The following is a 25,874-nucleotide window of genomic DNA, read 5'->3' on the forward strand; positions in this document are numbered from 1 at the left end:
CTGACGTGACTGACCAAAATCAGCCCACTGCGCTGGACCTGCCGGTGGTAGACCCTCTGCCATCCGAGACGCAGAAGTATTTCGATATTTGCGTGGAAAAACTTGGCTTTGTGCCGAATGTATTGCGCGCCTATGCCTTTGATATCAACAAGCTGAACGCGTTCACGGCGATGTATAATGACCTGATGCTTGGCGATAGCGGACTGAGCAAATTGGAGCGTGAGATGATCGCGGTGGTCGTGTCGGCAATCAACAAGTGCTTCTATTGCCTCGTGGCCCATGGCGCGGCGGTGCGGCAATTGTCGGGCGATCCACAGTTGGGCGAAATGCTGGTAATGAACTACCGCGTTGCCCCCTTGGACGCGCGCCAGCGGGCGATGCTGGACTTTGCCGCCAAGATGACAACTGCCAGTACCGAGATCGAGGAACCTGATCGTCAACGCTTGCGTGATGCGGGGTTCACCGACCGGGATATATGGGACATCGCCAATGTCACCGGATTTTTCAACATGTCGAACCGGGTGGCGAGCGCCACGGCGATGGCCCCGAACGACGAGTACCACGCGCAGGCCCGATGATCCGATTTGCTTCACTGATCCTTTTATTTCTGGCCGGGCCTATTGCCGCGCAAGAGATGACTATGCCGACCGGATCGCGCCAGATCAGCGACCGGACCAGCCCGCTGGACAGCTACGATCTGCCCATCGGTCCTTTTGCCAACGACACTCTGCCGGTGCGCCAAACTGAAGGGCGGGTGGAACGGATTACCTGGCGTGTGCAATCAGGCTCAAGCACCACGCTGCAATTGCTGGCTCCGCTGCGCGACCAGATCATCGCACAGGGCTATGACGTGCTGTTTGAATGTGAGGCCGATGCCTGTGGTGGATTTGATTTCCGTTTCGCGACCGAGGTGGTTCCGACCCCTGACATGTATGTGGCGATTCAGGATTATCGATTTCTGTCTGCTGCGCGCGGAGATGATGTGCTGAGCCTGCTGGTCAGTCGCAATCCGCCCAGCGGATATATTCAGATGATCCGTGTTACACCAGTTGCCTCAGAAGACCCGCCGCCGCTGGTGGTTGAAGAAGTGGTTAGCGCTCCGGTGGATCTTCTGGCTGCGCTGGACCAAAATGGCCACGTCATTCTGGATGATCTGCATTTCCGAACCGGCGAAATTACTCTGGGCGAGGGTCCTTTCACCTCATTGGCACAGATTGCGCGTTATCTGGCCGACAATCCGGATACACGACTGGCGCTTGTGGGGCATACGGACGACACTGGTGCTCTGGATGCGAATATCTCGGTCAGCACAGGCCGGGCACAGGCCGTTCGCGCCCGCATGATTGAAGCGCATGGTGTTGCCGCCGACCGGCTGGAGGCGAGGGGCATCGGGTATCTTGCGCCGTTGACATCGAATGAAACGCCGGAAGGTCGCGAGTTGAACCGCCGGGTTGAGGCGGTTTTGCTGGTCAACTGATCCAAGTGACTTAGGTCAGGTAGGCTTCCAGAATCAAAAGAGGTTCAAACGGCCGACTGGATGACGTTCCCAAGCGTTGATTGTCATGGCGGGCGCAGGCCAATGCACGAGGATGTAGTGCCGCAAGAGCGCCGATTTCACGCCGCGTTGCGGGAATATGCGTTCAACACGTTTTCCGTGATGTATTAGGTTCTTACGAGCCCGACCAGTCCATCAGGCCCTTGTCCGCGAAGGCTTCTACCAGAAAGTCAATGAAAGCGCGCACCTTCGGCTGCGTGAAGCGGCCGGGCGGGTAAACCGCATAGACACCTTGTACCTCGTCTGGCAGCGATGGCATTGCATCCAGCACCGCGCCGGATTTTAACGCGTCGGCGTACAGGTAGCTGGGCAAATAGGCGATACCCAACCCCGAGATAGCCGCATTCAACAGAGATTGCCCGTCATTAACGCTTAGCCATCCGGCAGTGCGAACCTGGCGTTTTTCACCTGAAGGCGCGGTCAGCCGCCAGACATTGCCGGAAGACTGGCTGGAGTAATGCAGCAGCTTGTGTTCGTTCAGATCATCGATCTTTTGCGGGCGACCGAATTTTTCGACATAGCTGGGTGCAGCGACCATACGTTTCACGGTTTCGGTCAGCTTGCGTGCGCGCAGCGTGCTATCTTCCAGTTCGCCGATGCGCACGGCCACGTCGAACCCTTCCGAAATCAGTTCCACATAGCGGTTGTTCAGCACCATATTTACGGTGATATCCGGGTAAGCGGCCAGGAATTCTGACAATACCGGTGACAAATGGTTCACGCCGAAATCTGTCGCTACGCTGATGCGCAGCAGACCGGACGGGGCTGATTGCATCGAGGTCACCAGCGCATCCGCCTCGCCTGCGTCATTCAGAACGCGGCGGGCGCGATCATAGTAGGCCAGCCCGATTTCTGTTGGTGAAACACGTCGGGTCGTGCGGTTCAGCAGCCGTGCACCTAGTCGCGCCTCAAGGCTCGATACGTGCTTAGATACGGCCGATTTGGAGATGCCCATCTTTTTCGCCGCATCGGTGAAGCCACCTTGGTCCACCACATTGGCAAAGGCCTCCATTTCGGTCAGTCTGTCCATTCTCGTTCCCCAGGTCCTTTATTCATTGTCTCACTATTGGGGTCAATCTGGGCGGAAACTGGGCGGACATGGGATAATATCGGGGATTTTATTCGGATCGTTTGCGCTTGGGAAACGCGGAAACAGTGGTTTCCAACGGCGCCACAACCCAAAAGAGAAAGGGATTTATGGGCTCTGACGCTGATATGCTATGATGAGAATGGCAAATTTGTGACCACGGAGGAGATCATGAAAGCCTTTTTCGCTATTGCCGCATTTTTCATTTCGGCCACCCTTGTGATGGCAGGAGGAGAGACGCCGTCCAACCCCGAAGCCAAAGTCTATTTTGTGAATCTGTCCGACGGTGACACCGTTCAGTCGCCCGTAACCGTGGTCTTTGGATTGAGCGGTATGGGCGTGGCTCCTGCCGGGACCGAGAAAGAAAACACAGGTCACCATCATCTGCTGATCGACCGTCCCCCATTGGGTGAAGGCGAAGACGGGGCAGATGAATTGGCCTATGGGCTGCCGTCAGACGACAACCACGTGCATTTCGGCGGTGGCCAAACCGAGGTGACACTGGATCTTGCCCCCGGTGAACATACCCTGCAGCTGGTGCTGGGCGATGCAGGTCACGTGCCGCATGCCACGCCGATTGTGTCCGAGGTGATAACGATTACGGTGGAGTAGATTTTGTTAGACGACGGTGCGAGCCCTAAAACACGGCTCTTGCCGCCAGTATCCACAGTGGCAGGGTCACAGCGCTTAGAAGTGTTGATTGAGCTATCAGCGTGGCCACCAGTTTTCTATCAGCGCCGAAGCCAGACGCCAGAACATGTGCAGCGGACGCAGTAGGCAGTGCTGCAAAAAGGATCAATACAGGGGCCAGCCCGTTCGCCCCATCGGCAAGAACGCAGACAAGAAATGTAGCGCCCGGCACCAGAACCAGCTGTGTCAGGCAAACATATCCGCTGAACCGATCCATCTTTGCCAGAGCGGTCCAGTTCATGGTTGCGCCGATTGAAATCAGCGCAATCGGAATTGCCGCCGCAGCGACCATTTCAAGCGGGGCCAGGATGGGCGCGGGAATAGACATGCCGGAAAGGCCGACGGTCACGCCCAAGACGCTTGCCAGCAAAAAGGGGTTCAGCGCTACTTTGGACAGGGTTTGCAAAATGCTCAGGCTACCACCCTTCGACAGCACCAAAACCGCAAGCATGTTGGCAACAGGTACCGCCATCCCAATGGCTACAGCCATCTGACCGATTGTACCCGACCCCAGGGTTTGCGACGCCACAAGTGCGATTGCCGAATTAAAGCGCCACACCGTCTGCCAGCCGCCCGCAAAATCCAGAAATCGGTCCGGGCCGATTGGCCGGGCTGCCCAGCCCAAAAGCATCGCAAATATCAGAATGGCCCATACAGCCGGGCCAATCTGCAGCACATCCGCCACCGCGATGGGGCGTTTGCAGGCCGCGACAAACAGCAACGCTGGAAATAGAATTTCAAAATTCAGCTTGTCGAGACCCTGCCATGCATTCTCAGACAAGCGCGCCCGGATCACCCCGCCGAGCGCGACCATCAGGAAACTCGGGGCAAGCCCGGATAATATGGTGGCAAAGACCATGGCAGGCTGTCCCTACATTCAGCGTTGCCACTCTAGCCGGTCAATCGTCCTTGACTAGGTGAATGCCGACATATCGATGTCGAAATTGACCGCACTTACAATCCAGCCGCCAGTCGCGTTCCCTGATTGATCGCGCGTTTGGCGTCCAACTCGGCAGCCACGTCCGCGCCGCCGATGACATGCGGGGTGATCCCGCGTTCGATCAGCGCGTCCGCAAGGCTGCGCTCGGACACCTGTCCGGAGCACAGAACAATCGTATCCGCGGCGATCACGGTGGGGTCTGAACGTTCTTCGCCAAAGCTGACATGCAGGCCGTTCTCGTCGATTTGTTCGTAATTCACGCCGCCCACGAAGTTCACGTCTTTCATCTTCAGTGTCGTGCGGTGAATCCAGCCAGTGGTCTTGCCCAGCCCCTTGCCATGCGCCTGTTTCTTGCGCTGCAGTAAAGTGACCTGACGCTTGGGGGCCTCGGGTTGTGGGCCTTCGGGGGCCAAACCCGCGCGGTGCTCCTCGGGGTCGGTGACGCCCCATTCCTTCATCCATGCGGGCAGGTCTGTGGTGGGGCTGTGGCCTTCTTCGACGAGATATTCGGATACGTCGAAACCAATGCCGCCAGCGCCGATCACGGCGACGGATTTGCCGACTTCGGCCTTCTTCCGCAATACGTCGATATAGCTGAGGACGTTTTCACGTTCCTGCCCCGGTATCTGCGGATCGCGTGGGGTAACACCTGTGGCGATGACAACCTCGTCAAAGCCCCTCAGGTCATCGGCGCTGACCTCGCGGTTCAGCTCTACCTTCACGCCTAGATCAGCCATCATAGTGCGATACCAATCGACCAGCCCCCAAAACTCTTCTTTGCCCGGCACCTGCTTGGCCATGTTTAACTGTCCGCCGATCTCAGCCGCGCGGTCAAACAGGGTCACGTCATGGCCGCGCTGGGCGGCGGTCATCGCAGTGGACAGACCAGCCGGGCCAGCACCGACAATGGCAACTGTTTTCCGTGTCTCGGCCTGTTCGATCGCCAGTTCGGTTTCATGACAGGCACGCGGGTTCACAAGGCATGACGTCAGCTTGCCGCTGAAGGTGTGATCCAGACAGGCCTGATTGCACGCGATGCAGGGCGCAATCTTGGCTGGCTCACCCGACATAGCCTTGTTGACGAAATCGGCATCCGCCAGCATCGGCCGGGCCAGAGAAACCATGTCGGCGCAGCCCGTCGATAGAACCTCTTCGGCTACTTCGGGCGTGTTGATCCGGTTTGAGGTGATCACCGGGATCGATACCTTGCCCATCAGCTTTTTTGTCACCCAGGCAAAGGCCGCACGCGGTACACTGGTGGCGATGGTCGGAATCCGAGCCTCGTGCCAGCCAATTCCTGTATTTATGATTGTCGCTCCGGCCTGCTCGATCCGCTGCGCCAACACTACAACCTCATCATGGGTCGACCCATTGGGCACCAGATCAATCATCGACAGGCGATAGATGATGATGAAGTCTGTGCCTACTGCCTCGCGCGTGCGTCGGACAACTTCGAGCGGCAGGCGCATCCGATTCTCATAGGAACCGCCCCAGCGGTCGGTGCGCTTGTTGGTATGGGTCACCAGGAATTGGTTCAGGAAGTATCCTTCCGAGCCCATGATTTCGACCCCGTCATAGCCTGCCTTTTGAGCCAAGACGGCGGCATTGACGATATCGCGGATCTGTTTCTCGATCCCATCCTCGTCCAATTCATGCGGCGGAAAGGGCGAGATCGGGGATTTCACCGGGCTGGGGGCCACGCATTTCGGACCATAAGCATAGCGTCCCGCATGCAAGATCTGCATCGCGATCTTGCCACCGGCCTGATGTACTCGGTCGGTCACTATTGAATGGTTTTCCACGTCTTTGTCGGTGGTCATCATAGACGCGCCGGGCAACACCGAGCCTTCCAGGTTTGGCCCGATCCCCCCAGTCACCATCAAAGCTACGCCACCCCGTGCGCGATCGGCATAGAATTCGGCCACCCGGTTCCAGTCGCCGGTCTCTTCCAAACCGGTATGCATCGAGCCCATCAACACGCGGTTCTTTAACGTGGTAAAGCCCAGGTCCAGCGGGGCCAGCATATGTGGGTATGCAGTCATGGCGAACTTTCTCTCCCGATATTTGCCGATTAGATTGACCTTCGCGTCAACTTTGTCACGCGAAACCTAACGTCATCCCCTTTGCGGGCGCTGCCGTGCTTGTTACAGACGTTCCGTAGCAGAATTATGAGGCCGCGCATGACCCCGGAAGAAATCGCCAAACTGCCCTATCGCCCTTGCGTCGGGCTGATGCTGATGAATGCCGAGGGCAAGGTATTCGTCGGCCAGCGAAATGATCGCCACAAGGACGCTTGGCAGATGCCACAGGGCGGTGTGGACAAAGGCGAAGACCCGCGCGATGCCGCCCTGCGCGAATTGTGGGAAGAAACCGGCGTGGCGTCTGATCTGGTTGAAATCGTGGCCGAGACCGATGGCTGGCTGCCCTACGACTTGCCTCATGACATTGTGCCCAAGATCTGGAAGGGCCGTTTCCGAGGTCAGGAGCAGAAATGGTTCTTGTTGCGGTTCTCTGGCGGCGACGATCAGATCAATATCGCCACAGATCACCCGGAATTCACCCATTGGAAATGGCAAGACCCCGACAAGCTGATCCAAGAGATCGTACCGTTCAAGCGTGAGGTGTACGAGAAGGTGGTGGACGCCTTTGCAGACTTTCTAGGCCTTTCTTCGGATTAGAGTTCCTAAAGGTATTCGGATGCTGGTCGAAATTTCTGGTCAGCTTACCTTTGGCCCGCTGCAGATTCACATCGGGCGCGCGTAAATACTTTGGTGCGTGGCGCGTCATCTCGACCTCGCCATCCCACAATTTGCCGTGAAGGGGCGTGGCCGGGGATGCCCCTCGCCTTTAGCTTGAGGCGTATGAAAGATACCGCTTCAAACCTGTGCAGCATCGTCCCCGCCGGGCGTAAATTTCTTGGAACCGACCGCCGCGTGCCTTTGCGCGGGGGCTTGCAACGTTGCGGTGAATATGGCGCGGGTCAGACGGCGGGGCGCTTCTATCCTATCGCCTGCGTCGCGCTTGAGGTCACCCAGCGCTGCAATCTGGATTGCACGCTGTGTTATCTCTCGGATCGGGCCGAAATGACCTATGATCCGCCGCTTTCGGTTCTATACGCGCGGCTTGCCACGATCCGCAGCCACTATGGCATCGGGGTTTCGGTACAGTTGACCGGGGGTGATCCGACCCTGCGCAAGGTTGATGATATTGAGGCGCTTTGTCGTGAAATTCGCCGCTTGGGGATGCGGTCTTGTCTGATGACAAACGGTATTCGTGCCAGCCGGGCATTTCTGACGCGGCTTGCGGCGGCCGGGCTGGATGATGTGGCCTTCCACGTAGACATGACGCAGGAGCGCAAAGGCTTCGACAGCGAGGCAGAGTTAAACACGGTGCGGCGCGCCTATATCCGCCGGGCACGCGGGCTGGGGCTGCGCATCCTGTTCAACACCACCGTGTTCGGAGGCAATTTCGACGAGATTTCTGAGCTGGCACGGTTTTTGCGAGATTGTCCCGAAGTTGCATTTGTCTCGTTTCAGATGCAGGCCGATACCGGGCGTGGGGTTCTGCGTGAACGGCCCGACGCGATCACGCAAGACAGTGTGGCCCGCGCAATCGAGGCGGGTTATGGCACCCCGTTGCATTTTGGCGCTGCGGCTGTTGGGCATTCCAAATGCAACCGATATGCCAGTGTGGTCACGGCCAGTGGGCGCGCGATCTCTCTTCTGTCGAACCGGCGGCTGGTGCATCAGGTGATCACCGCGCTTGAGGCAGTGGACGACCAGAAAGACGCGCATATCCGTATCCGCCCCAAAGTGCGCCGCATGATCCTCCGTCACCCGCTGCTGGCCTTGCGGGTGCTGGGTCATTTGGCGCTGAGCGTGGCGCGGCTGGGGTCAGGGTTGCTGCGTGGTCCGCTACGGCGTCAGGCCGTGTTCATTCATAACTTTATGGCGGCGGATGCGTTGGAGGAAGATCGCTGCGCTTCTTGCGTGTTCATGGTGGCTACGGCGAATGGTCCCTTGTCCATGTGTGCACACAATGCACAACGCGATTTGCATCTTGCGACGCCTGACAGAATTGAAGGCTCTTCTGGGCCAAATTGGTGGAACGCGGCTGTTCCAGGCCTGTCTGCCACGCCCGAATTGCCGGATCTAAATGACCCCGCATTGGCCCCGTTGAAGCACCTCAAAGGAAAGATGCGGGCCCTGCGCCGGACCCGGAAGGATGCATCATGAGAAAGCTGTTGATCCTGTTGCTGCCTTTGCTTGCGGCTTGTGCCAGTGTCGAACGCCTTGCGTTGCCTGCACCCGAGGCTTTGCCACAGAAATCACTGACCAGTTTTGCCCCACCGCCTGGGCAGCAGGTCGATCACCGGGATTGGACGGATTTTCTGTCTCGTTACGTGGCACCGGACGAAGAAGGCGTGAACCGGGTGGCCTATGGAAAGGTGACAACACCTGACCGAGATCGGCTGGATAGGTACCTTGCCGAACTGCAGGCCGTCGATCCGGCAGTTCTGACACGCGATCAGCAATTGGCCTTTTGGATCAACCTCTATAACGCGGTGACGGTGGATGTCGTGCTGGAGAATTACCCGGTCGCCTCGATCCGCGATATCAAGGACGGGCCGTTTTCGATTGGTCCCTGGAACCGGCCTCTGGTTCAGGTGGCGGGTGAGGTGTTGAGCTTGAACGATATTGAGCATCGCATTATCCGGCCCACATTCGATGAGCCGCGCATTCATTATGCCCTGAACTGCGCCGCTGTGGGCTGCCCGAACCTGATGGATCGCGCTTGGCGGGCCGAAACGCTGGAACGTGACTTCACTGCCGCCGAACACGCCTATATTAACGATCCGCGCGGTGTGCGGTTTGACGCGCGCGGCGGGTTGATCCTGTCCAAGATCTACATCTGGTTCCGCGAGGATTTCGGGCCGGACGAGCAGGCTGTTCTGGCTTATATCCGAACAGCGGCAGAGCCCGAATTGCGTGCGCGGATACAGGAGGCTCAGCGTGTGAAAGCCTACCAATACGACTGGGCCTTGAACGATGCTGCTGCAGAGTTCTGAAGACAGAACCTACAGCAAACCTTCAGCGCGCAACAGTTCCTGCATGTTGGCCTCGGGGCGTGGGCCGATATGGCTGATCACTTCCCGGGCGCAGACATTGCCGATTTTGGCGCAGGTCTCGTAATCACGACCCGTGGCCATTCCGTACAGGAACCCGGCTGCGAACTGGTCGCCAGCGCCGGTTGCGTCCACGGGCACCACTTTTTCAACCGGCACGTCGATGCGTTCGCCGTTATGCAGGACCGTCACGCCATCTCCTGACCGGGTGCAGACGACCAGAGGGCAAATCCCGGCAGTTTTCGCCAGCGCCTCTTCCAGATCGTCGGTTTCGAACAGTGATTTGATCTCGGCCTCGTTTCCGATAACGAAATCCAGCTCGTTTTCGATCAGCAGCAGGAAATCGACCCGGTGACGTTCGACACAGAACGGGTCGGAAATTGCGATCCCGGCCTTGCCGCCGCCTTTGTGACAGTTACGCGCGGCCTCAAGGAACGCGGCCTTGCCTTTTTCCTTGTCGAACAGATAGCCCTCAAGGAACATGAGCTGACAGTTGCCCGCCACGTCTGAGGAGACATCCGCAGACGAAAGTTCGGAAGAAATGCCCAGATAAGTATTCATCGAACGCTCGCCGTCGGGCGAAACGAAGATCATAGAGCGCGAGGTTGGCAGCTCGCCCCCCGGTACCGGCGGGTTGACGAAATCGACGCCGTCCTCGTTCATCGCATCCGCATAGAAGCGACCCAGGGCGTCGTCATGCACCCGTCCGATAAATGCCGAATCCAGCCCCAGCGCGCCCGCGCCCGCGATCGTGTTGGCGACCGAACCGCCGGGTGTCTGCACCCGCCCTTCCATTGCCGCATAAAGGACCTCGCCCCGGTCCCGCTCGATCAGCTGCATGATGCCTTTTTCGATGCCCATCAGTTCCAGGAAACTGTCATCGGCTTGGGAAATCACGTCCACAACGGCATTTCCGATGCCGACAAGCTGGTAGGTTTTCATAGGTTCTTGTCCTCAAATTCGCAGAGATCGCGTATGATACAGGTGCCACACATAGGTTTGCGTGCTTTACAGTGATAGCGGCCATGCAAAATCAGCCAATGATGTGCATGCAGCTGGAAATCCGCCGGTATATTGTCCTCGATGGCGCGCTCTACCGCGTCCACGTCCTTACCCGGGCAGATGCCGCTGCGGTTTCCAACGCGAAAGATATGGGTGTCCACCGCCTGCGCCGGCTGTCGCCACCACATGTTCAGAACCACATTGGCGGTTTTGCGCCCCACGCCCGGCAGCGATTGTAGAGCGGCACGGGAATTCGGGACCTCGCCACCGTAGTCGTCAACCAGAATGCGGCTCATCTTGATGACGTTCTTGGCCTTCTGTCGGAACAGGCCGATGGTCTTGATATGTTCGATCAGACCTTCTTCGCCAAGGTCGAGCATCTTTTGTGGCGTGTCAGCGATCTTGAACAGCTCTTGCGTGGCCTTGTTGACGCCTGCATCGGTCGCCTGCGCGGACAGCGCGACAGCCACGACCAGAGTATAGACGTTCACATGCTCCAGCTCGCCCTTGGGTTCCGGGTCGGCGTCCTGAAAACGCGTAAAGATCTCGCGGATCGTATGATAATCGAGTTGCTTTGCCATCCGCGCCTTAATGCCGTGTGCAGGCCAGCGGGTAAAGGGCGTCAGGGCCGCATGGCGACAAAGAAATGCGCTTCCTGCGGCACGATAAACACGCCCTCTTGCGCGTAAGGGGCAAGGCGGGTGGAAATGTCGTCCAAAACGAGGTCGATCACAGCCTCGCCTTTTTCGCGCATGTCCTGTTCGACCGGCAAGGCAAGGACCTGCGCTCTCAGATCCTCGAACCGACGTTGCAGAATGATCCCATCGTGTAGGGCAATCGAATATCCCGCCTGTCGCAGCAGGTTTGTGATGACGTCCCCGTCGCGGAACGAAAATGGCGCACGAGCTTTTTGTGCTGCGTCATCGCCGACATGAATTGCCAATGCCTCGGCCAATGCGTTGTTAAAAGGCGAGATGGCGCGCCAGCAGGTCAGACACAATCGCCCACCCGGTTTCAGCACGCGGTAAATCTCGGCCAATGCTGCCGGTTTGTCGGGAAAGAACTGCAATCCCTGCTGAATACAGGCCAGATCAAAGCTGTGTGCATCCAATGGCAATGCCGTGACATCGGATGCCACCCAGTCCACCCTGTGATTTGTCTGCGTTGTCAGAGACTGAGCGATATCAATCATCGATTGGTTCAAATCCGCCCCGACGACACGGCCCTTTCCGGGTAAATGCTGTAGTAAGGCGCGGGTTAACGCTCCGGTGCCGCAGGCCACATCCAGAATATGCCCGTCAGCGGGCAATTCCAGCCGCTCAACCGTGGCCTCGGCCAGCGGGGCGAACATCGCAGGGACGGAATGATCCTGATATTTGCGGGCGGCTGCGTCGGAAAGGCGAAAGGCATCAATTGGCGACATGGGCTGGCTCCTGAAATGATTCAGGGTACCAAGGTCCAGGCATTTCGACAAACCTGTGGCGGGTTGCGCAAGTTCCGGGTCGCTCTGACCGCATCCGAGGGGTTATGATCAATGCAACGCAAGAGGTGAGTCATGAATATCCAGAATCCGGAAGGCGGCTATCACTATAACGTCATGCGTCGCGCCATCGAGCTGATAGATCAGGGCGGCGATCCGCTCAGCCTTGATGAGCTGGCACGTCAGATGGACATGAGCCCAGCGCACTTCCAGCGCCTGTTCTCGCGCTGGACCGGGGTGTCGCCGAAACGCTACCAGCAATATCTGACGCTGGGCCACGCCAAGGCGCTGCTGCGCGAGCGATTTACCACGTTGGAGACGGCCCACAATGTCGGCCTGTCGGGCAGTGGCCGTCTGCACGACCTGTTTCTAAAGTGGGAATCCATGAGCCCCGGCGAATACGCGCGCAAGGGCGCGGGGTTGACGATCTATTGGGGCTGGTTCGAAAGCCCCTTTGGCCCGGCGCTTGTGATGGGCACCGACAAAGGCATCTGCGGCATGGCTTTCGGCGCTGAAACCGGTGAGGAAGAGGCGATGGAGGATATGCTGTCGCGTTGGCCACAGGCAGATTTCGTTGAAGATCCGATGCGCCTGCGTCCCTGGGTGCTCAGCGCCTTCGGTGCGGTTAGCGATCGTTTGGAACCGACACCTCTTTACCTGATCGGCTCCCCCTTGCAGATCAAAGTATGGGAAGCGCTGATGCATATTCCTTCTGGTCAGGTGACAACCTATTCCGAGATTGCGCAGCGGGTGGGTTCACCACAGGCGGTTCGCGCGGTGGGTACTGCAGTGGGGCGCAACCCGGTTAGCTGGCTGATCCCCTGCCATCGCGCCTTGCGGAAATCCGGTGGTCTGGGTGGCTATCACTGGGGTCTGCCAGTGAAACGCGCGATGTTGGCTTATGAAGCGGCACAGGCGGAGGCTTAGCTATTTTCTACCTGTTTTGCTTTCGCTTTTGCACGGCACGCCTTTTTTCTTTGCTGCCCCGTTTCAAGTGCTCTCTTTGGGCAAGTTCGTTCTTCACGTCAGTCCAAGCGTGCTTCCAATTTTCTTGGTCTTTGAAAGCGATTAGGCCGGCGGCTTCTACTGCTTGTTTGTCTTCGACCGTCCAATCGCTTTGAGGGAAGGTTTCTTGCAGGCTTCGCAGGTCATTTAATCGTCTCAGCAGAGAGCCCGTGTGCATTTGAGCCAATTGCTCACCACACACAGGCTCCAAAGTATTTAGAAGCTCAAAGTTAACTGCCAAATTCTGTCTCGCCTATTCTAAGGCCCAACCGCCAACGGATTTGACCTCAAGGAAATCCTCAAGCCCCCACACGCCGCCTTCGCGCCCGTTGCCGGATTGCTTCATTCCCCCGAAAGGTGAGCCCGCGCTGCGCGACTGACCGTTCATTTCAACCATGCCCGACCGCAATACTCGGGCCAAGCGGTTGGCACGTGCACCATCCTGCGTCTGAACATAGTTGGTCAACCCGTAAGGCGTGTCATTGGCGATCTCTATGGCCTCTTCTTCGGTATCGAAGGGGATCATGGTCAGAACCGGGCCAAAGATTTCCTCGCGCGCGACAGTCATCTGGTTGTTGGCATCGGCAAACACTGTTGGGCGTACATAGTATCCCTTGTTCAACCCCTCAGGCCGTCCGGTTCCCCCTGCGACCAGACGGGCACCTTCGTCGATACCTTTCTGGATCAGGTCCTGTATCTTGGTCCATTGCACTTCATTAACGACGGGGCCGATATGGCGGCCTTCTTCCAGCGCCGGTCCAACGGCAACCTTGTTGGCAACTTCGGTCGCTGTCTCGACTGCCTGATCGTAGATCGGGCGCTGCACCAGCATCCGACTGGGGGCATTACAGCTTTGGCCGGTGTTCTGCATCATATGCAGAACACCCCGTTTAACGGCCTTTTCATCTGCATCAGCAAAGACCACATTCGCGCCCTTGCCGCCCAATTCCAGATGCACTTTCTTCAATGTTTCGGCCGCAGCCTTGGAAATCGCGGTGCCCGCACGGGTCGATCCGGTGAAGCTGACCATATCCACGTTTGGATGCGCCGAGAGTTGTGAGCCAACCCCGACACCATCGCCATTGACCAGATTGAACACACCGGGCGGAAAACCCGCCTCGTCCATCATCTCGGCAAAGATTATCGCGTTCAGCGGGCTTTGTTCTGAAGGTTTTAATACCATCGTACAGCCCGCAATCGCTGCTGCGCCTACCTTGAGCGTGATCTGGTTCATCGGCCAGTTCCACGGTGTGATCAGGGCGGCAACGCCCACGGCCTCATAGATAATCCGGTCATTGGGGGCGTGATCGCCAAGTGGGCGTTCGAATTGAAACTCTTTTGCGGCGCGAATGAAATTCTTGAGGTGGTACATCCCGGCGCCCGACTGTGCGCTGCGCGACAGGTCCAGAGGCGCGCCCATCTCAAGTGACATCGCCTGTGCGAGGACTTCAGACCTAGATTGATAGATCTCAGTCAGCTTCTCCACTAATGCGATACGTTCTGCAACCGGCATGGCCATCCAACCGGGCAGGGCGGCCTTGGCGGCAGCCACGGCGGCATCCGTATCGACCTGCCCGCCCAACGAGATCACTGCGCAGGGCTCCTCGGTCGAAGGGTTGATCACGGAAAAGTCATTGGCCGCCGAGGGGGCGACCCATTGGCCGTTGATATAGAACTCGCGTTTTTCGATCATGGCGCATCCTCCTGTGCTAGTTGCACGAAACCGGTATTTTGCGGCCACTCTGGCACCGGGATCAAAACACGGCAAGCAATAATTTGATCAAATTATTTCGTGGGCAAGAATGGTTTAACAATTGTGCAAATTGTTTAGGCTTATCGCGACCGACTCGGGTTTTACAAAAAGGGAGATGCATCATGGGTTTGCGCATCAACGATACGGTTCCGAATTTCACTGCAGAAACGGATCAGGGCACCATTCAGTTCCACGATTGGATCGGCGACAACTGGGCGATCCTGTTCTCGCACCCCAAGGATTTCACCCCTGTCTGCACGACCGAGTTTTCAGCTGTGGCGCAGTTGAACGACGAATGGGCCGCGCGTGGCACTAAGGTCATCGGTGTGTCTGTGGACAATGTTGAAGACCACAAGAAATGGAAAAAAGACATTGAGGCTTATGGCAATGCCAGCCCGGGATTCCCGATCATCGCCGATGATGGTCTGGCCGTCTCCAAGGCGTTCGACATGCTGCCTGCCGAAGCCTATCTGCCCGATGGGCGTACGCCCGCCGACAGTGCCACGGTACGTTCAGTGTTTATCATCGGACCGGACAAGCAATTGAAACTGTCGATGACCTATCCAATGACCGTGGGCCGAAATTTTGCCGAAATTCTGCGCGCGCTGGACGGTCTGCAGATGTCGGCCAAAGGTGTGGCTACGCCAGCGAACTGGGTTCCGGGCGAAGATGTCATAATCCCGCCTGCCGTTTCGAACGACGAAGCGAAAGAGAAGTTTGGCGAGTTCGAGACGATCTTCCCCTATCTGCGCAAGACCAAGGCACCATCGTAAGGTGGGGCCGGGTCAAGGGGGGCTGTCTGCCCCCCATCGCGCCTTGCGGCGCAATTCCCCCCGAAGATATTTTTAGCCAGATGAAGCGGGCGGAATTCCAACTGTGGTGTTCCGAGAATTGGAATGGCCCAAACGCGAGCACCTGGCTTGGACTTGGCGTTTTCAAGACATCAGAGAAATCGGTTCAATCACTGTGTCACAGGTTTTCCTGACCGGGCGGATTCGATCATACATGATGTGAAAAACATATGTGTAGACTGAGTAGGTAATCGTCAGGCCCAGGTTGACGAGCAGCGCGGTTTTCAACGAATGGCCGCCGATCAGCATCAAGAGCGGGCAGGTGATCAGAACGGCCGTAACCTCATGCATCACTGCATGGACGAGGCGCAATCGATGCGGTCTTTCACAGGCCAGCCGACATGTGCAGTTTCGTTCAATCAGGTCGAACAAGGTATTGAATATGGGAGACCAGATAAGCACCACGATAGAAAGCAGTGTAATCAGGGCAAAGCCATGAGCCATCGACGCGCCAACCAGATAGGCGTAGGTCGGCGATACGATGGCGATGCCGATCACCTCGAAACTGCCAGTTTGGATGATACGCTCTTTGAAAGTCCTTAATGTCATCTGGGGCCTTTTTGAAAAAGTGATCCGGATTGAATTCGGCTGTCGCTGGAAGGGATGGTGACTTCTGCTCTTTTTGGCTTCCCTTGGGTAACCTGCCATGACGTGTCTGACTTGACTGTGAACTGGCACACACCCGTGCTGGAGCAGCGGATTTCAATCTGTCTGTCCGGACGTACAGAGGCCCGGGACGTGGTGGCATCAGGTCGTCGGTTCGTGAAGCGACGGAAATGTGATAGGGTAGCGAAGGCAGACTCATCTGCAGGCATGCAACCAGGAACATCGGGCATTCAGACTGTGCATAACAGGAGATGACGATGGCATTTACAGATTGGTATGTTGAGGGCGATGCGTTTGGGAACTGCAACTGCGGTTATGCGTGTCCATGCCAGTTCGAGGAATTACCGACCCAGGGTCATTGCCGGGGGTTTGAGGTGCTGGAGATTTCCAAGGGTCATTTCGGGGACATTGACCTTGCGGGGGCAAAGGCTGCGTTGATCTATGCCTGGCCCGGCCCGATTTTCGAAGGCGGCGGTGAAATGCAGGTGATCATTGACCCAAGTGCCTCGGACGCGCAACGATCTGCACTGGAGAAGGTTTTTCAAGGCGAAGAAACCGAGGAGATGGCGACCCATTGGTTCGTCTTCCGTGCGATGTGCAAAACCCTTCACGAGACCCTATACCTCCCAATTGATTTCGAGATGGATATGGAGGGGCGCACGGCCAAGGTGGTGATTGGCGATGTGCTCAAGTCGACCGGTCGTCCGATTGAAGCACCGCATGGCGGTGGCCCGCATCGGGTTCGGATTGATATCCCCGGCGGGATCGAATTCACCCTGGCCGAGATCGGCAGCGCCTCGACCAAGGCGGATGCGGCGATCAAGCTGGATCTGAATGACAGCTACGGCCAGTGGCACGTCATGAAGCACGGACCGTCAGGTGTGGCGCACTAACGGTCACGCTTCTCCGAAATCCACCAGAACCGGTGCAGTGTCATAGATGATCCGCACCGATTGGAATTGGCTTTGATCCTCGGTCAGTTCGAACAGGTCGACGCACTCAATTGTCTCAGGGTGCCCGTTTCGGATGGTGCGTGTGTAGTTGAAATGCACCGCCATTTGTGGCGCACCCGAAGTGTCGGAAAAGGTGTTCTTGTGAAGGATGGAGCGGTCGCTCGTGATCTTCAGCACGTTGCTGTAAAAGTCCCGCGCCGGTTGCTTTCCAGAAATTGGTGAGGTTGCCGAGGCGCCCTTGGAAAACAAGCCCAGCAATTCAGAACGATCACCACTTTCGAGTGCGCGGAGGTAGCGCCGCGCCAGTTCGTCAATCTGTCTGTTGTCAGACATCGCCATCCCTCCTGCTGGGTCCGTGGGCATATTAGCACGAAAAAGGCCCCGGCGTTTCCGCCGGGGCCTTCGTCACTTGAAAAAAGGGCAGATTACTCTGCGCTCTCCTCTTTCTTTTCTTTCTTCTCGGGAACGATCTCTTCGCCGGTTTCCTGATCGACCACTTTCATCGACAGGCGGACCTTGCCGCGATCGTCAAAGCCCAGCAACTTGACCTTCACTTCCTGACCTTCTTTCAGAACATCCGACGGATGGTTCAGGCGGCGGTTTTCGATCTGGGATACGTGGACCAGACCGTCGCGCTTGCCAAAGAAGTTCACAAAGGCGCCGAAGTCGACGATCTTGACCACTTTACCGGTGTAGACCTGACCTTCTTCAGGCTCAGCGACGATCGAGTGGATCATCTCATAGGCCTTCTTGATCGATTCACCATCAGGCGAGGCGATCTTGATGACGCCGTCGTCGTTGATGTCGACCTTGGCACCCGACACTTCGACGATTTCGCGGATGACTTTACCGCCCGAACCGATCACTTCGCGGATCTTGTCAGTCGGGATGTTCATGGTTTCGATGCGCGGGGCGTGGACCGAGAATTCGTTGGTCTCGGACAGGGCTTTGCCCATCTCACCCAGAATGTGCATGCGGCCGTCCTTGGCTTGCGCCAGGGCTTTCTCCATGATCTCAGGCGTGATGCCCGCGACCTTGATGTCCATCTGCAGCGAGGTGATGCCGTTTTCGGTACCCGCAACCTTGAAGTCCATGTCGCCCAGGTGGTCTTCGTCACCCAGAATGTCCGACAGGATGGCATAGTCGCCATCATCTTCCAGGATCAGACCCATGGCAACACCGGCAACCGGTGCTTTCAGCGGAACGCCCGCATCCATCATCGACAGCGAACCGCCGCAGACCGACGCCATCGAGGACGAGCCGTTGGATTCAGTGATCTCCGACACGATGCGGATCGTGTAGGGGAAGTCGGTCGCCGCAGGCAGAACCGCCTGCAGGGCGCGCCATGCCAGCTTGCCGTGACCGATCTCACGACGACCGGGGCCACCTACGCGGCCAACTTCACCGACCGAGTAGGGAGGGAAGTTGTAGTGCAGCAGGAAGTTCGATTTGAAGTTGCCGTGCAGCGCGTCGATGAACTGCTCATCGTCACCGGTGCCCAGCGTGGTCACGGCCAACGCCTGCGTTTCACCACGGGTGAACAGGGCAGAACCGTGCGTACGCGGCAGCAGCGAGGTTTCGGCTTCGATGCCACGGATGTCGGTGGTCGAGCGGCCATCGATGCGCTTGCCGCCCTTGACGACGTCACCGCGCAGGATGCCGGCCTCCAGCTTTTTCATCGCCGAACCCAGGTTCGCGTCTTCCAGCTGTTCTTCGGTCAGCGCTTCCTTGATCGCTTCACGCGCGGCGGCAACAGCGGCGGTGCGCTCTTGCTTGTCGGTGATCGCAAAGGCGGCGCGCATCTGCTCTTCACCAGCTGCGGCAACAGCGGCGTACAGTTCCGAGTAATCGGGGGCGACGAACTCAAACGGCTCTTTTGCGGTTTCTTCGGCCAGATCAATGATCAGGTCCAGAACCGGCTGGATTTGCTCGTGCGCGAAGTTCACGGCGCCCAGCATTTCAGCCTCGGACAGTTCGTAAGCTTCCGATTCCACCATCATCACGGCGTTCTTGGTGCCGGCAACAACGAGGTCCAGACGCTGTTCGGGGTTCAGGCGCAGGTCCTGCATGTCGTCCACAGTCGGGTTCAGGACGTATTCGCCATCCACGAAACCAACACGAGCACCGGCGATCGGGCCCATGAACGGCGCGCCGGAAATGGTCAGGGCAGCGGATGCCGCGATCATTGCAACGATGTCGGGGTCGTTGACCAGATCGTGGGACAGCACGGTGCACATCACCAGAACTTCGTTTTTGAAACCGTCAACGAACAGCGGGCGGATCGGACGGTCGATCAGACGCGCGGTCAGCGTCTCTTTCTCGGTCGGGCGCGCCTCGCGCTTGAAGAAGCCACCCGGAACTTTACCGGCGGCATAGTATTTTTCCTGATAATGCACGGTCAGCGGGAAAAAGTCCTGACCGGGCTTTTGTTGCTTGGCAAAGGTCACGTTGGCCATGACGCTGGTCTCGCCCAGCGTGGCAATCACGGTGCCGTCGGCCTGACGGGCAACCTTGCCAGTTTCCAGTGTCAGCGTCTCTTCGCCCCACTGCATCGATTTCTTCGTTACATCAAACATATGCGTATCCTAGAACGGAGCACTCCCGCCCCTGCGGGTCTCCGGTTTTGCATGGCGGCCCCATTGCCGCCGACCCCATTTATCTTCCGTTCGAGTGCCGGGGTCAGGGCACAACGTCTCAGATACTCGCGCGCATACATGAGATTGCACCTAAAGGAAAGCGAAACCGAACCGGGTGGGCGGGCTTGTGCTTTGTTGAGATTGTGATCCTCTCGGCATGGACGTTGGGCGCTGCGGGCCGTTAAGATGCGGGCGTATCGTGGGTTTCTGGCGGGAAAAGCGGATGAAGTCCTGGCTGAAGATTGCATTGCTGACGTTGCTGGGCCTGACGGGTCCGGCTGCTGCTGCGCCCGGTTCGCCGCTGGATTGGGGCGCATTGCCAGACCCGGCAGTGCAGAATTACGACGATCCGTTTCGCGCGCTCTCCCCCGAGCAATTCGATGATCTGCTGTTTGCGATCCGTCTCCGCGGCCGATTGCATCAGGATGTTGGCAGTGCGGATGAGCGCCAGAAATGGCAGGAGCTTCTGATCGAAACTGAAGATGCTCTTGCAGCCGACCAGATTGATGTCGATTGGTTGTTGTCCCAACGCGAGATCGTGATTGAGCGACGGGAAAAGGCCAATACCAGCGGAAATCCCAGCCTGAATGGTCAAACGGTGACTCTGACGGGTTTTGCCCTTCCCGCACCACCGGATGAGGATGGGCATTCGGTCGCCTATCTGGTGCCTCAGGCCGGTATGTGCAGCCACCTGCCGCCCCCTGCTCCGAACCAGATGATCCGAGTGAAACTCCGCAACGGATGGACGCCCGCATATGCGCACGAGCCGGTGCGCCTTACCGGACACCTTGTCATTGCACCCACGGACTATGAGATGAACGTGGTCGACGGTCTGATGCCGATGCGCGCTACCTTCCGAATGGATGCTGAGATTGTCGAGACGTTGGAAACAAGGGATGGGCAGACCTCATGGTCACCAACGCTCAAGGATCGGTTGCGCGCGGCAGGCAGCCGTAAAACCGGCGGGGCGCACGTGTCGGATTGAGCAGTCTGCCTGCGCATTTTTGGGGCAGGCAAACTGAAATCTGACCGCGCTTTGCGAAATTTTTGATTACGGTGTAAGCTCTTACCATAAGACCCGCGGTCGAAATGACGGGAAACGCGCCAAGGGGAAACCGAATTTATCTCCGTCCACCGACCGAAGACCTTGGCGTTTGCAGCAGCAAACTGAGGGAAAGTCGAATGGCACAATCCAAGAAAATGTTGGATCCGGATCCCCGGATCTATGATTTTGAGACCGAATACGAGCTGGGGCAAGACAATGTCCGGCCGTTCGGTCTGGACATACACAACCCGGTCTTTTTGATCTCGAGTATCCTGATCTTTGCGTTCGTTCTGATCGCATTGGCCAACCAAGAGGCCGCAGCGACGTTCTTTGGTTGGCTCAGGCCGTGGCTCACCAGCACCTTTGACTGGTTCTTGGTTTTGTCGGTCAATGCGATCACCTTGTTTTGTCTGGCCCTGATCATATTGCCCGTTGGGAAAGTCAGGATTGGCGGCAAGGATGCCAAGCCGGATTACTCGTATGCTGGCTGGATTGCGATGATGTTCGCAGCCGGTATCGGGATCGGGCTGCTGTTTTTCGGAGTTCTCGAACCGGTCTACTATAACTTCGCCGAGAGTGGCGGCGCGCGTCCTCTGGATCTGGATATTGCGGTTCCGGGCAACGAATATATCGGCGTCGTTGGTACGATTCACCATTGGGGTCTCGAAGCATGGGCGGTCTACGCCGCTGTTGGTCTGAGTTTGGCGATCTTCGCTTATAACCTAGGACTTCCGCTGACCTTGCGGTCAGCCTTCTATCCGATCCTAGGCGAACGCGTCTGGGGCTGGTGGGGTCACCTCATCGACACGCTTGCGGTTTTTGCCACATTATTCGGCCTGACAACGTCGCTGGGGTTGGGCGCGCAACAGGTTGCCGCCGGGCTGAATGAAGTCTTTGGCATCGAACCTTCGCCAACAGTTGTCGTGCTGCTGATAATCGGGATCACGATGATCGCATTGGGATCGGTCCTGATGGGTATGGATGCAGGTGTGAAACGGTTGAGTGAGATCAACATGATCATGGCTGTCGGCCTGTTCCTCTTTGTGATCGTGGTCACAGGGGTTGGAACAGCGATCTCGCGCTATTTCAGTGTGATGGCCGACTATGTGCGGCATTTGCCGGCCCTGTCCAATCCGTTCGGACGCGAAGACACCAGTTTCTTCCACGGCTGGACCACCTTCTATTGGGCTTGGTGGATTGCATGGTCGCCCTTTGTCGGCATGTTCATTGCCCGCATCTCCAAGGGCCGCACGGTTCGGGAGTTTGTGATCTGTGCCCTGTTGGCGCCGACAGCGGTCTGCGCCCTTTGGATGTCCACCTTTGGCGGTGCCGCAATTGATATGCTGAACACCGGCGGAGCCGAAGGTGTCCGTGCCACGGTAATCGACAGCTATGCCCCTGAAGGCGCGTTGTTCGGTTTCCTGAAAGAGCTGCCTCTCTACGGTATAGTGGCCCCCATCGCGCTGGTTTTGATCGTGATATTCTTTGTCACCTCGTCCGATTCTGGATCGCTGGTGATCGACACGATCACGGCAGGCGGCAAGATGGACGCCCCTGTGGTGCAGCGGGTGTTCTGGTGCACACTGGAAGGTCTGGTGGCCATCGCATTGCTGTTGGGCGGAGGCCTCTCGGCCCTGCAGGGTGCTGCGGTGTCGACCGGCATCCCCTTCACGCTGGTGGTTCTGATCATGTGCTATTGTCTGTGGCTGGCGCTGAAATCGGAAAAGGCGAAGATGTAGGGCTCTGCCCCACCGTAAAAATGCAGAACGCCCGCCGAATTAGCGGGCGTTCTTAGTTGCGGTTGTTATTTGCGAATTTAGCGGCACATGCTTCCGGAAATGCAGGCGCCGGTTTCCTCCAGAATTACTACGGAATGGCCCGCTGACCCCTCTGGTATCGGAACGCCGGTAGAGATGATGAACTTGACACTATGGCCGCCGTTCAGCCCGGCAGGGAACCTCGGAATAGGTTTATTGATCCTGAAATAGCCATCCGGGGTCTGAGATATGGCTCCTTCGCGCGCTAGTTGCAGCAATCCGGCCTGCTGTGGCAGCACATCATACAGTACCGCTTCGTTAGAGGCGACGACATCATCAAGATTGAATTCCAGTACGCCGCCTCGATTGTACCGGAGCAGCAGGTTCTCCAGTTTGCGCTCAAGGCCGCCGGTTTGATCTGTTGCCGGAGAATCCAACAGTTCAACACCGTCCTCTGTCACCAGGTAGCGCTTGTCGCCTTTGAGTATAGTCAGCCCGCTTGCCTTAGTCGAACTGCTTGAGTTGGCCGATTGGCGCCCGGACGGAAGCTGGATTTCACCAAGTTTGTAGGCTCCCACCACTTTGTCGACATTGCGATTGAGCCGAGAGGCGAGCTGACCTTTGGCGATCAGAGTTTCGCCCGAATCCACGTCTGTGAAGTATTTCGGCAGGCACTCCCGACCCGGTTGAAAATGAATTTTGCTCCTGTCCAGCCCGACGACGCCGACGCCACGTGACATTGCGGGGGCCACAAAACGCTCGACCCGGTTGGTCTCACCGGTCAGCCGCCACACGATAGAATCTTGCGCGGTCGCAATGATGTACAGCGGCTCATCGCCCTTTTCGATGTCAATGATCGCGGCGGAGGTTTCGCGGTCCTGCCCCGAGAGGGCCACGTTCGATATCGCGTACCCTTCATAACCTCCCAGAAGAACAATTTTTGCCCTGGTCGAAGGCTTCGGAAGGTCGCAGTGCAACTCGGGGTCGAACCGGTCTAGCCGGACGGGCTTGGGGCGCACGACATCTGGAGAAATCTTTGCGCTTGCGATCTGATCGACGGTCGTCGCAATTTCTTCAGGGGTAACGGTACCGTCCTTGTTGGCATCGAACCGCATCAGCTCTTCACTGCTGTTACGGTGTCTCTGACTAGGTGCTGATGCTTCCATCGCAGCCTGCCAGAGTTCCTGCAACGTCAGGTTCCCGTCGCGATCACGATCCGACGTAGCGAGAACGGTCCTGAGAACAGTTGCGTGGTTTGTATTCAAATAGGGCAATTGCCGTTCAATTTCGGATGCCGTTATCTCCAGATCACCATCCAGATCGAAGGCCAGATACCCGGTGAGACGCGCTGCCCGATGCTGCGCGATTTTTGTCTCGGCGCGGATGTGTAAGGCCTCCTTGGTCAGTTCCCCGTTTGGCGCAATATCAAGCAGTCGCCGGATCGCATTTTCAGTAAACCCGTTTGGGTCAGTCCTAATCTGTTTCAGAACCTTTTGAGATAACTGGATATTTGGATATTCCTTGACCTCAGTTTGCGCCGCGCCAACTTGCCCAATACAACTTGCCAAGAGAGAAGCGAAAAGCAGTTTCGTGAATTTCATGAGCCTCAAGTCCGTTTGAAAATATGCTGATATGTTTCAAACTACTAAGAGATTTGTCAATGTGGACAAAATCTCTCTTAGGTTGCGTCAAAAAATCGGCTCTAGGTATAGACCCTAATATTAGGTCTGACGATGAACTTGGCGATGTTCCGTTGAACGGTTTCCGGTGGGCACAAAAAAACGCCCGCCAAAACGGCGGGCGTTTATATTAGAAAATCCGGATCTCAGATCCCGTACAAAAAGTACGAAAAGTGCTTAGCGACGGATGCCCAGCTTTTTGATCAGGTCCTGGTAGCGCGCTTCTTCTTTGCCCTTCAGATAGTCCAGCAGCTTACGGCGCTGGGCGACCATTTTCAGCAGACCGCGACGACCGTGGTTGTCTTTCTTGTGGGTCTTGAAGTGCTCGGTCAGGGTGGTGATACGCGAGGTCAGGATGGCAACCTGTACTTCAGGCGAGCCGGTGTCGCCCTCTTTGGTGCCGAATTCTTTCATGACGCGTGCTTTTTCAGCGGCAGTAATCGACATCGGGGTCTCCTTCAAAGGTTAGAGTTGATGGCGCAGGCCGGGATGTCGTCCAGCACAGGCCCATGGAGAAAACCGCACCGATTCCGATGCGGATGGGCGCGTATAAGCGCATTTTGAGTAAATGGCAAAGGGATTCTACCGGATCAGCCCAAAGCGCTTAGCCGGGCCAGTTCTACTTCGGTAATCAGCTGTATATCGTCTGCGGTCAACCCCTCGGCGCCCAGCAATCGCGCCACGTCGAGTCCGTTGATCTGAACATGGGTCAGATTTTCATTGGTGGCGTCTTGTTCAATCTGGATGTCGGGGTCTTCGGGACCGTCCCAGGTGATGAACAATTTGTCCTGGCCGGGCTGAAAATCCATAACGGTGATGGGTTCCTCTTCAGGTTCGGGAGCGAGGATAATGTCATCCGCATCGTCGCCGCCGGTGACGATATCGCCGCTGTCGGCTAGGATCGTATCCCCTCCGGCACCGCCATTCAGGAAGTCGGGGGCTTGCTCGCCGTCGCCATCTTGGCCATTCAGAATATCGTCGCCATCACCTCCGAACAGAACATCCTCACCTGTGCCACCATTCAGCACGTCGTCGCCAAACCCGCCATGCAGGGCGTCGTCACCCGCACCCCCGGCCAGAATATCATCATCCTGCCCGCCATAGAGCGTATCTGCGCCCTCACCCCCATCCATCTGATCCGCGCCGAAATGGCCGTATAGCGCGTCGTCGCCCTTACCCCCCAGCAGCAGATCATCACCATGTTCCCCGTGCAGGGTATCGTTGCCTTCACCACCCGCGATTGTATCCGCGCCCTTGCCCCCATGCAGGACATCATGACCCGCGCCGCCGTCTATGGCGTCATCCGCGCCGTAACCGTTGATCTGATCGTTTCCGTCCTGACCAGTCAGGACATCGTTTTGATCCGTTCCAGTAATGACAAGATCGCCTTCGAATTCGGACAGAATGGTGCCGGTCGAAGGTTCCTTAGGTTCAGTGGTATCTTCCGGCGCGCTCTGGTCTTCGTCGATCTCCAGAAACTCGCCCTCAGAGATTTCATCTGGCTGATCTTCGATGTTGTCGTCATCCTTGGAATCGTCCTCGGGGATGAATGCGTCGCTGATCGCGTAGGCGGCACCGCCGACAGCGGCCAGACTCAGGACACCGATCAGAAACATGGGAACCCTCCGTCAACGCGCTGCTCCGAGGGTAAATGTCTTATACATTCAACAGTTTGGTCAAAGCCAAGCTGATCAAATGGTTAATCCTTTG

25 protein-coding genes are annotated in these 25,874 nt (G+C 57.2%); 11 read left to right on the forward strand and 14 right to left on the reverse strand.

Going from position 1 to position 25,874, the window contains the following annotated elements; all coding sequences use genetic code 11:
• Positions 1-5 precede the first annotated feature (5 nt).
• The gene (locus ACR0D7_RS11105) at positions 6-578 is read left to right on the forward strand and encodes a peroxidase-related enzyme (protein ID WP_480679070.1); all 573 of its coding nucleotides are present in this window, start codon (positions 6-8) and stop codon (positions 576-578) included.
• Positions 575-1,477: an OmpA family protein gene (locus ACR0D7_RS11110; RefSeq protein WP_480679071.1), complete on the forward strand. Its 903-nt coding sequence runs from the start codon at positions 575-577 to the stop codon at positions 1,475-1,477. The genes ACR0D7_RS11105 and ACR0D7_RS11110 overlap by 4 nt, the downstream gene beginning before the upstream one ends.
• Before the next feature lie 193 nt (positions 1,478-1,670).
• Here the strand turns inward: ACR0D7_RS11110 and ACR0D7_RS11115 are convergent, their stop codons facing one another.
• Entirely contained in the window at positions 1,671-2,585 is a 915-nt protein-coding gene (locus tag ACR0D7_RS11115; RefSeq protein ID WP_170382074.1) for a LysR family transcriptional regulator, read from the reverse strand.
• 228 nt (positions 2,586-2,813) lie between these two features.
• Between ACR0D7_RS11115 and ACR0D7_RS11120 the strand changes: the two genes are divergently transcribed.
• Positions 2,814-3,254, forward strand: a complete 441-nt coding sequence (locus ACR0D7_RS11120) for a DUF4399 domain-containing protein (protein ID WP_480679072.1) — start codon at positions 2,814-2,816, stop codon at positions 3,252-3,254.
• A gap of 25 nt (positions 3,255-3,279) precedes the next feature.
• On the opposite strand, the gene ACR0D7_RS11125 is transcribed toward ACR0D7_RS11120, so the two are convergent.
• Together ACR0D7_RS11125 and ACR0D7_RS11130 are read right to left on the reverse strand one after the other, a co-directional pair.
• The gene (locus ACR0D7_RS11125; protein WP_480679073.1) at positions 3,280-4,191 is read right to left on the reverse strand and encodes an AEC family transporter; all 912 of its coding nucleotides are present in this window, start codon (positions 4,189-4,191) and stop codon (positions 3,280-3,282) included.
• Between the two features lie 95 nt (positions 4,192-4,286).
• A complete protein-coding gene (locus ACR0D7_RS11130) occupies positions 4,287-6,314 on the reverse strand; it encodes an FAD-dependent oxidoreductase (protein ID WP_480679074.1) in 2,028 nt (675 codons plus the stop codon).
• Positions 6,315-6,452: 138 nt separating this feature from the next.
• Between ACR0D7_RS11130 and ACR0D7_RS11135 the strand changes: the two genes are divergently transcribed.
• The 3 genes from ACR0D7_RS11135 to ACR0D7_RS11145 all read left to right on the forward strand — a co-directional run bounded on the left by ACR0D7_RS11135 (position 6,453) and on the right by ACR0D7_RS11145 (position 9,340).
• Positions 6,453-6,950, forward strand: a complete 498-nt coding sequence (locus tag ACR0D7_RS11135) for an RNA pyrophosphohydrolase (protein WP_480679075.1) — start codon at positions 6,453-6,455, stop codon at positions 6,948-6,950.
• Between the two features lie 183 nt (positions 6,951-7,133).
• Positions 7,134-8,507, forward strand: coding sequence for a radical SAM protein (locus tag ACR0D7_RS11140; protein ID WP_480679076.1), 1,374 nt, complete (start codon positions 7,134-7,136; stop codon positions 8,505-8,507).
• Positions 8,504-9,340, forward strand: coding sequence for a DUF547 domain-containing protein (locus ACR0D7_RS11145; protein ID WP_480679077.1), 837 nt, complete (start codon positions 8,504-8,506; stop codon positions 9,338-9,340). Before ACR0D7_RS11140 ends, ACR0D7_RS11145 begins: the two co-directional genes overlap by 4 nt.
• A gap of 9 nt (positions 9,341-9,349) precedes the next feature.
• Here ACR0D7_RS11145 and ACR0D7_RS11150 read toward each other — a convergent pair whose 3' ends face one another.
• Genes ACR0D7_RS11150 through ACR0D7_RS11160 form a run of 3 tightly spaced genes read right to left on the reverse strand, consistent with a single transcriptional unit; the run spans position 9,350 to position 11,822 of the window.
• The gene (locus ACR0D7_RS11150; RefSeq protein ID WP_170571536.1) at positions 9,350-10,339 is read right to left on the reverse strand and encodes an adenosine kinase; all 990 of its coding nucleotides are present in this window, start codon (positions 10,337-10,339) and stop codon (positions 9,350-9,352) included.
• Positions 10,336-10,980 carry an endonuclease III gene (nth, locus tag ACR0D7_RS11155; protein ID WP_480679078.1) on the reverse strand — a complete coding sequence of 215 codons (645 nt, stop codon included), beginning with the start codon at positions 10,978-10,980 and terminating at the stop codon, positions 10,336-10,338. The genes ACR0D7_RS11150 and nth overlap by 4 nt, the downstream gene beginning before the upstream one ends.
• A gap of 41 nt (positions 10,981-11,021) precedes the next feature.
• Positions 11,022-11,822, reverse strand: a complete 801-nt coding sequence (locus ACR0D7_RS11160; RefSeq protein ID WP_480679079.1) for a class I SAM-dependent methyltransferase — start codon at positions 11,820-11,822, stop codon at positions 11,022-11,024.
• 132 nt (positions 11,823-11,954) lie between these two features.
• Here ACR0D7_RS11160 and ACR0D7_RS11165 point away from each other — a divergent pair, with 132 nt between their 5' ends.
• Positions 11,955-12,806, forward strand: a complete 852-nt coding sequence (locus tag ACR0D7_RS11165; protein ID WP_480679080.1) for a methylated-DNA--[protein]-cysteine S-methyltransferase — start codon at positions 11,955-11,957, stop codon at positions 12,804-12,806.
• 7 nt (positions 12,807-12,813) lie between these two features.
• On the opposite strand, the gene ACR0D7_RS11170 is transcribed toward ACR0D7_RS11165, so the two are convergent.
• Positions 12,814-13,125 carry a hypothetical protein gene (locus tag ACR0D7_RS11170; RefSeq protein ID WP_170382063.1) on the reverse strand — a complete coding sequence of 104 codons (312 nt, stop codon included), beginning with the start codon at positions 13,123-13,125 and terminating at the stop codon, positions 12,814-12,816.
• Positions 13,126-13,137: 12 nt separating this feature from the next.
• Positions 13,138-14,577 (reverse strand): aldehyde dehydrogenase family protein, encoded by a 1,440-nt coding sequence (locus ACR0D7_RS11175; RefSeq protein WP_480679081.1) that lies wholly within the window; start codon positions 14,575-14,577, stop codon positions 13,138-13,140.
• Between the two features lie 182 nt (positions 14,578-14,759).
• Between ACR0D7_RS11175 and ACR0D7_RS11180 the strand changes: the two genes are divergently transcribed.
• A complete protein-coding gene (locus tag ACR0D7_RS11180) occupies positions 14,760-15,410 on the forward strand; it encodes a peroxiredoxin (protein WP_170571548.1) in 651 nt (216 codons plus the stop codon).
• Between the two features lie 162 nt (positions 15,411-15,572).
• Here ACR0D7_RS11180 and ACR0D7_RS11185 read toward each other — a convergent pair whose 3' ends face one another.
• Entirely contained in the window at positions 15,573-16,037 is a 465-nt protein-coding gene (locus ACR0D7_RS11185) for a PACE efflux transporter (protein WP_480679082.1), read from the reverse strand.
• A 314-nt stretch (positions 16,038-16,351) separates the two neighbouring features.
• Here ACR0D7_RS11185 and ACR0D7_RS11190 point away from each other — a divergent pair, with 314 nt between their 5' ends.
• Positions 16,352-16,987, forward strand: a complete 636-nt coding sequence (locus tag ACR0D7_RS11190; protein WP_480679083.1) for a DUF1326 domain-containing protein — start codon at positions 16,352-16,354, stop codon at positions 16,985-16,987.
• 3 nt (positions 16,988-16,990) lie between these two features.
• Here ACR0D7_RS11190 and ACR0D7_RS11195 read toward each other — a convergent pair whose 3' ends face one another.
• Both ACR0D7_RS11195 and pnp read right to left on the reverse strand, forming a co-directional pair.
• On the reverse strand, positions 16,991-17,380 hold the full coding sequence (locus tag ACR0D7_RS11195) for a nuclear transport factor 2 family protein (protein ID WP_480679084.1): 390 nt from the start codon (positions 17,378-17,380) through the stop codon (positions 16,991-16,993).
• A gap of 92 nt (positions 17,381-17,472) precedes the next feature.
• A complete protein-coding gene (gene pnp, locus ACR0D7_RS11200) occupies positions 17,473-19,623 on the reverse strand; it encodes a polyribonucleotide nucleotidyltransferase (protein ID WP_480679085.1) in 2,151 nt (716 codons plus the stop codon).
• Between the two features lie 283 nt (positions 19,624-19,906).
• Between pnp and ACR0D7_RS11205 the strand changes: the two genes are divergently transcribed.
• Positions 19,907-20,668, forward strand: coding sequence for a DUF3299 domain-containing protein (locus tag ACR0D7_RS11205; RefSeq protein ID WP_480679086.1), 762 nt, complete (start codon positions 19,907-19,909; stop codon positions 20,666-20,668).
• 197 nt (positions 20,669-20,865) lie between these two features.
• On the forward strand, positions 20,866-22,467 hold the full coding sequence (locus tag ACR0D7_RS11210) for a BCCT family transporter (RefSeq protein WP_480679087.1): 1,602 nt from the start codon (positions 20,866-20,868) through the stop codon (positions 22,465-22,467).
• A gap of 77 nt (positions 22,468-22,544) precedes the next feature.
• On the opposite strand, the gene ACR0D7_RS11215 is transcribed toward ACR0D7_RS11210, so the two are convergent.
• The 3 genes from ACR0D7_RS11215 to ACR0D7_RS11225 form a co-directional block, all read right to left on the reverse strand.
• On the reverse strand, positions 22,545-24,086 hold the full coding sequence (locus tag ACR0D7_RS11215) for an EF-hand domain-containing protein (RefSeq protein WP_480679088.1): 1,542 nt from the start codon (positions 24,084-24,086) through the stop codon (positions 22,545-22,547).
• A 255-nt stretch (positions 24,087-24,341) separates the two neighbouring features.
• The gene (gene rpsO, locus ACR0D7_RS11220; protein ID WP_170379357.1) at positions 24,342-24,611 is read right to left on the reverse strand and encodes a 30S ribosomal protein S15; all 270 of its coding nucleotides are present in this window, start codon (positions 24,609-24,611) and stop codon (positions 24,342-24,344) included.
• A gap of 143 nt (positions 24,612-24,754) precedes the next feature.
• Positions 24,755-25,780 (reverse strand): calcium-binding protein, encoded by a 1,026-nt coding sequence (locus ACR0D7_RS11225; protein WP_480679089.1) that lies wholly within the window; start codon positions 25,778-25,780, stop codon positions 24,755-24,757.
• Positions 25,781-25,874 lie beyond the last annotated feature (94 nt).

The sequence above is a fragment of the Ruegeria sp. BB7 genome, assembly GCF_056539365.1.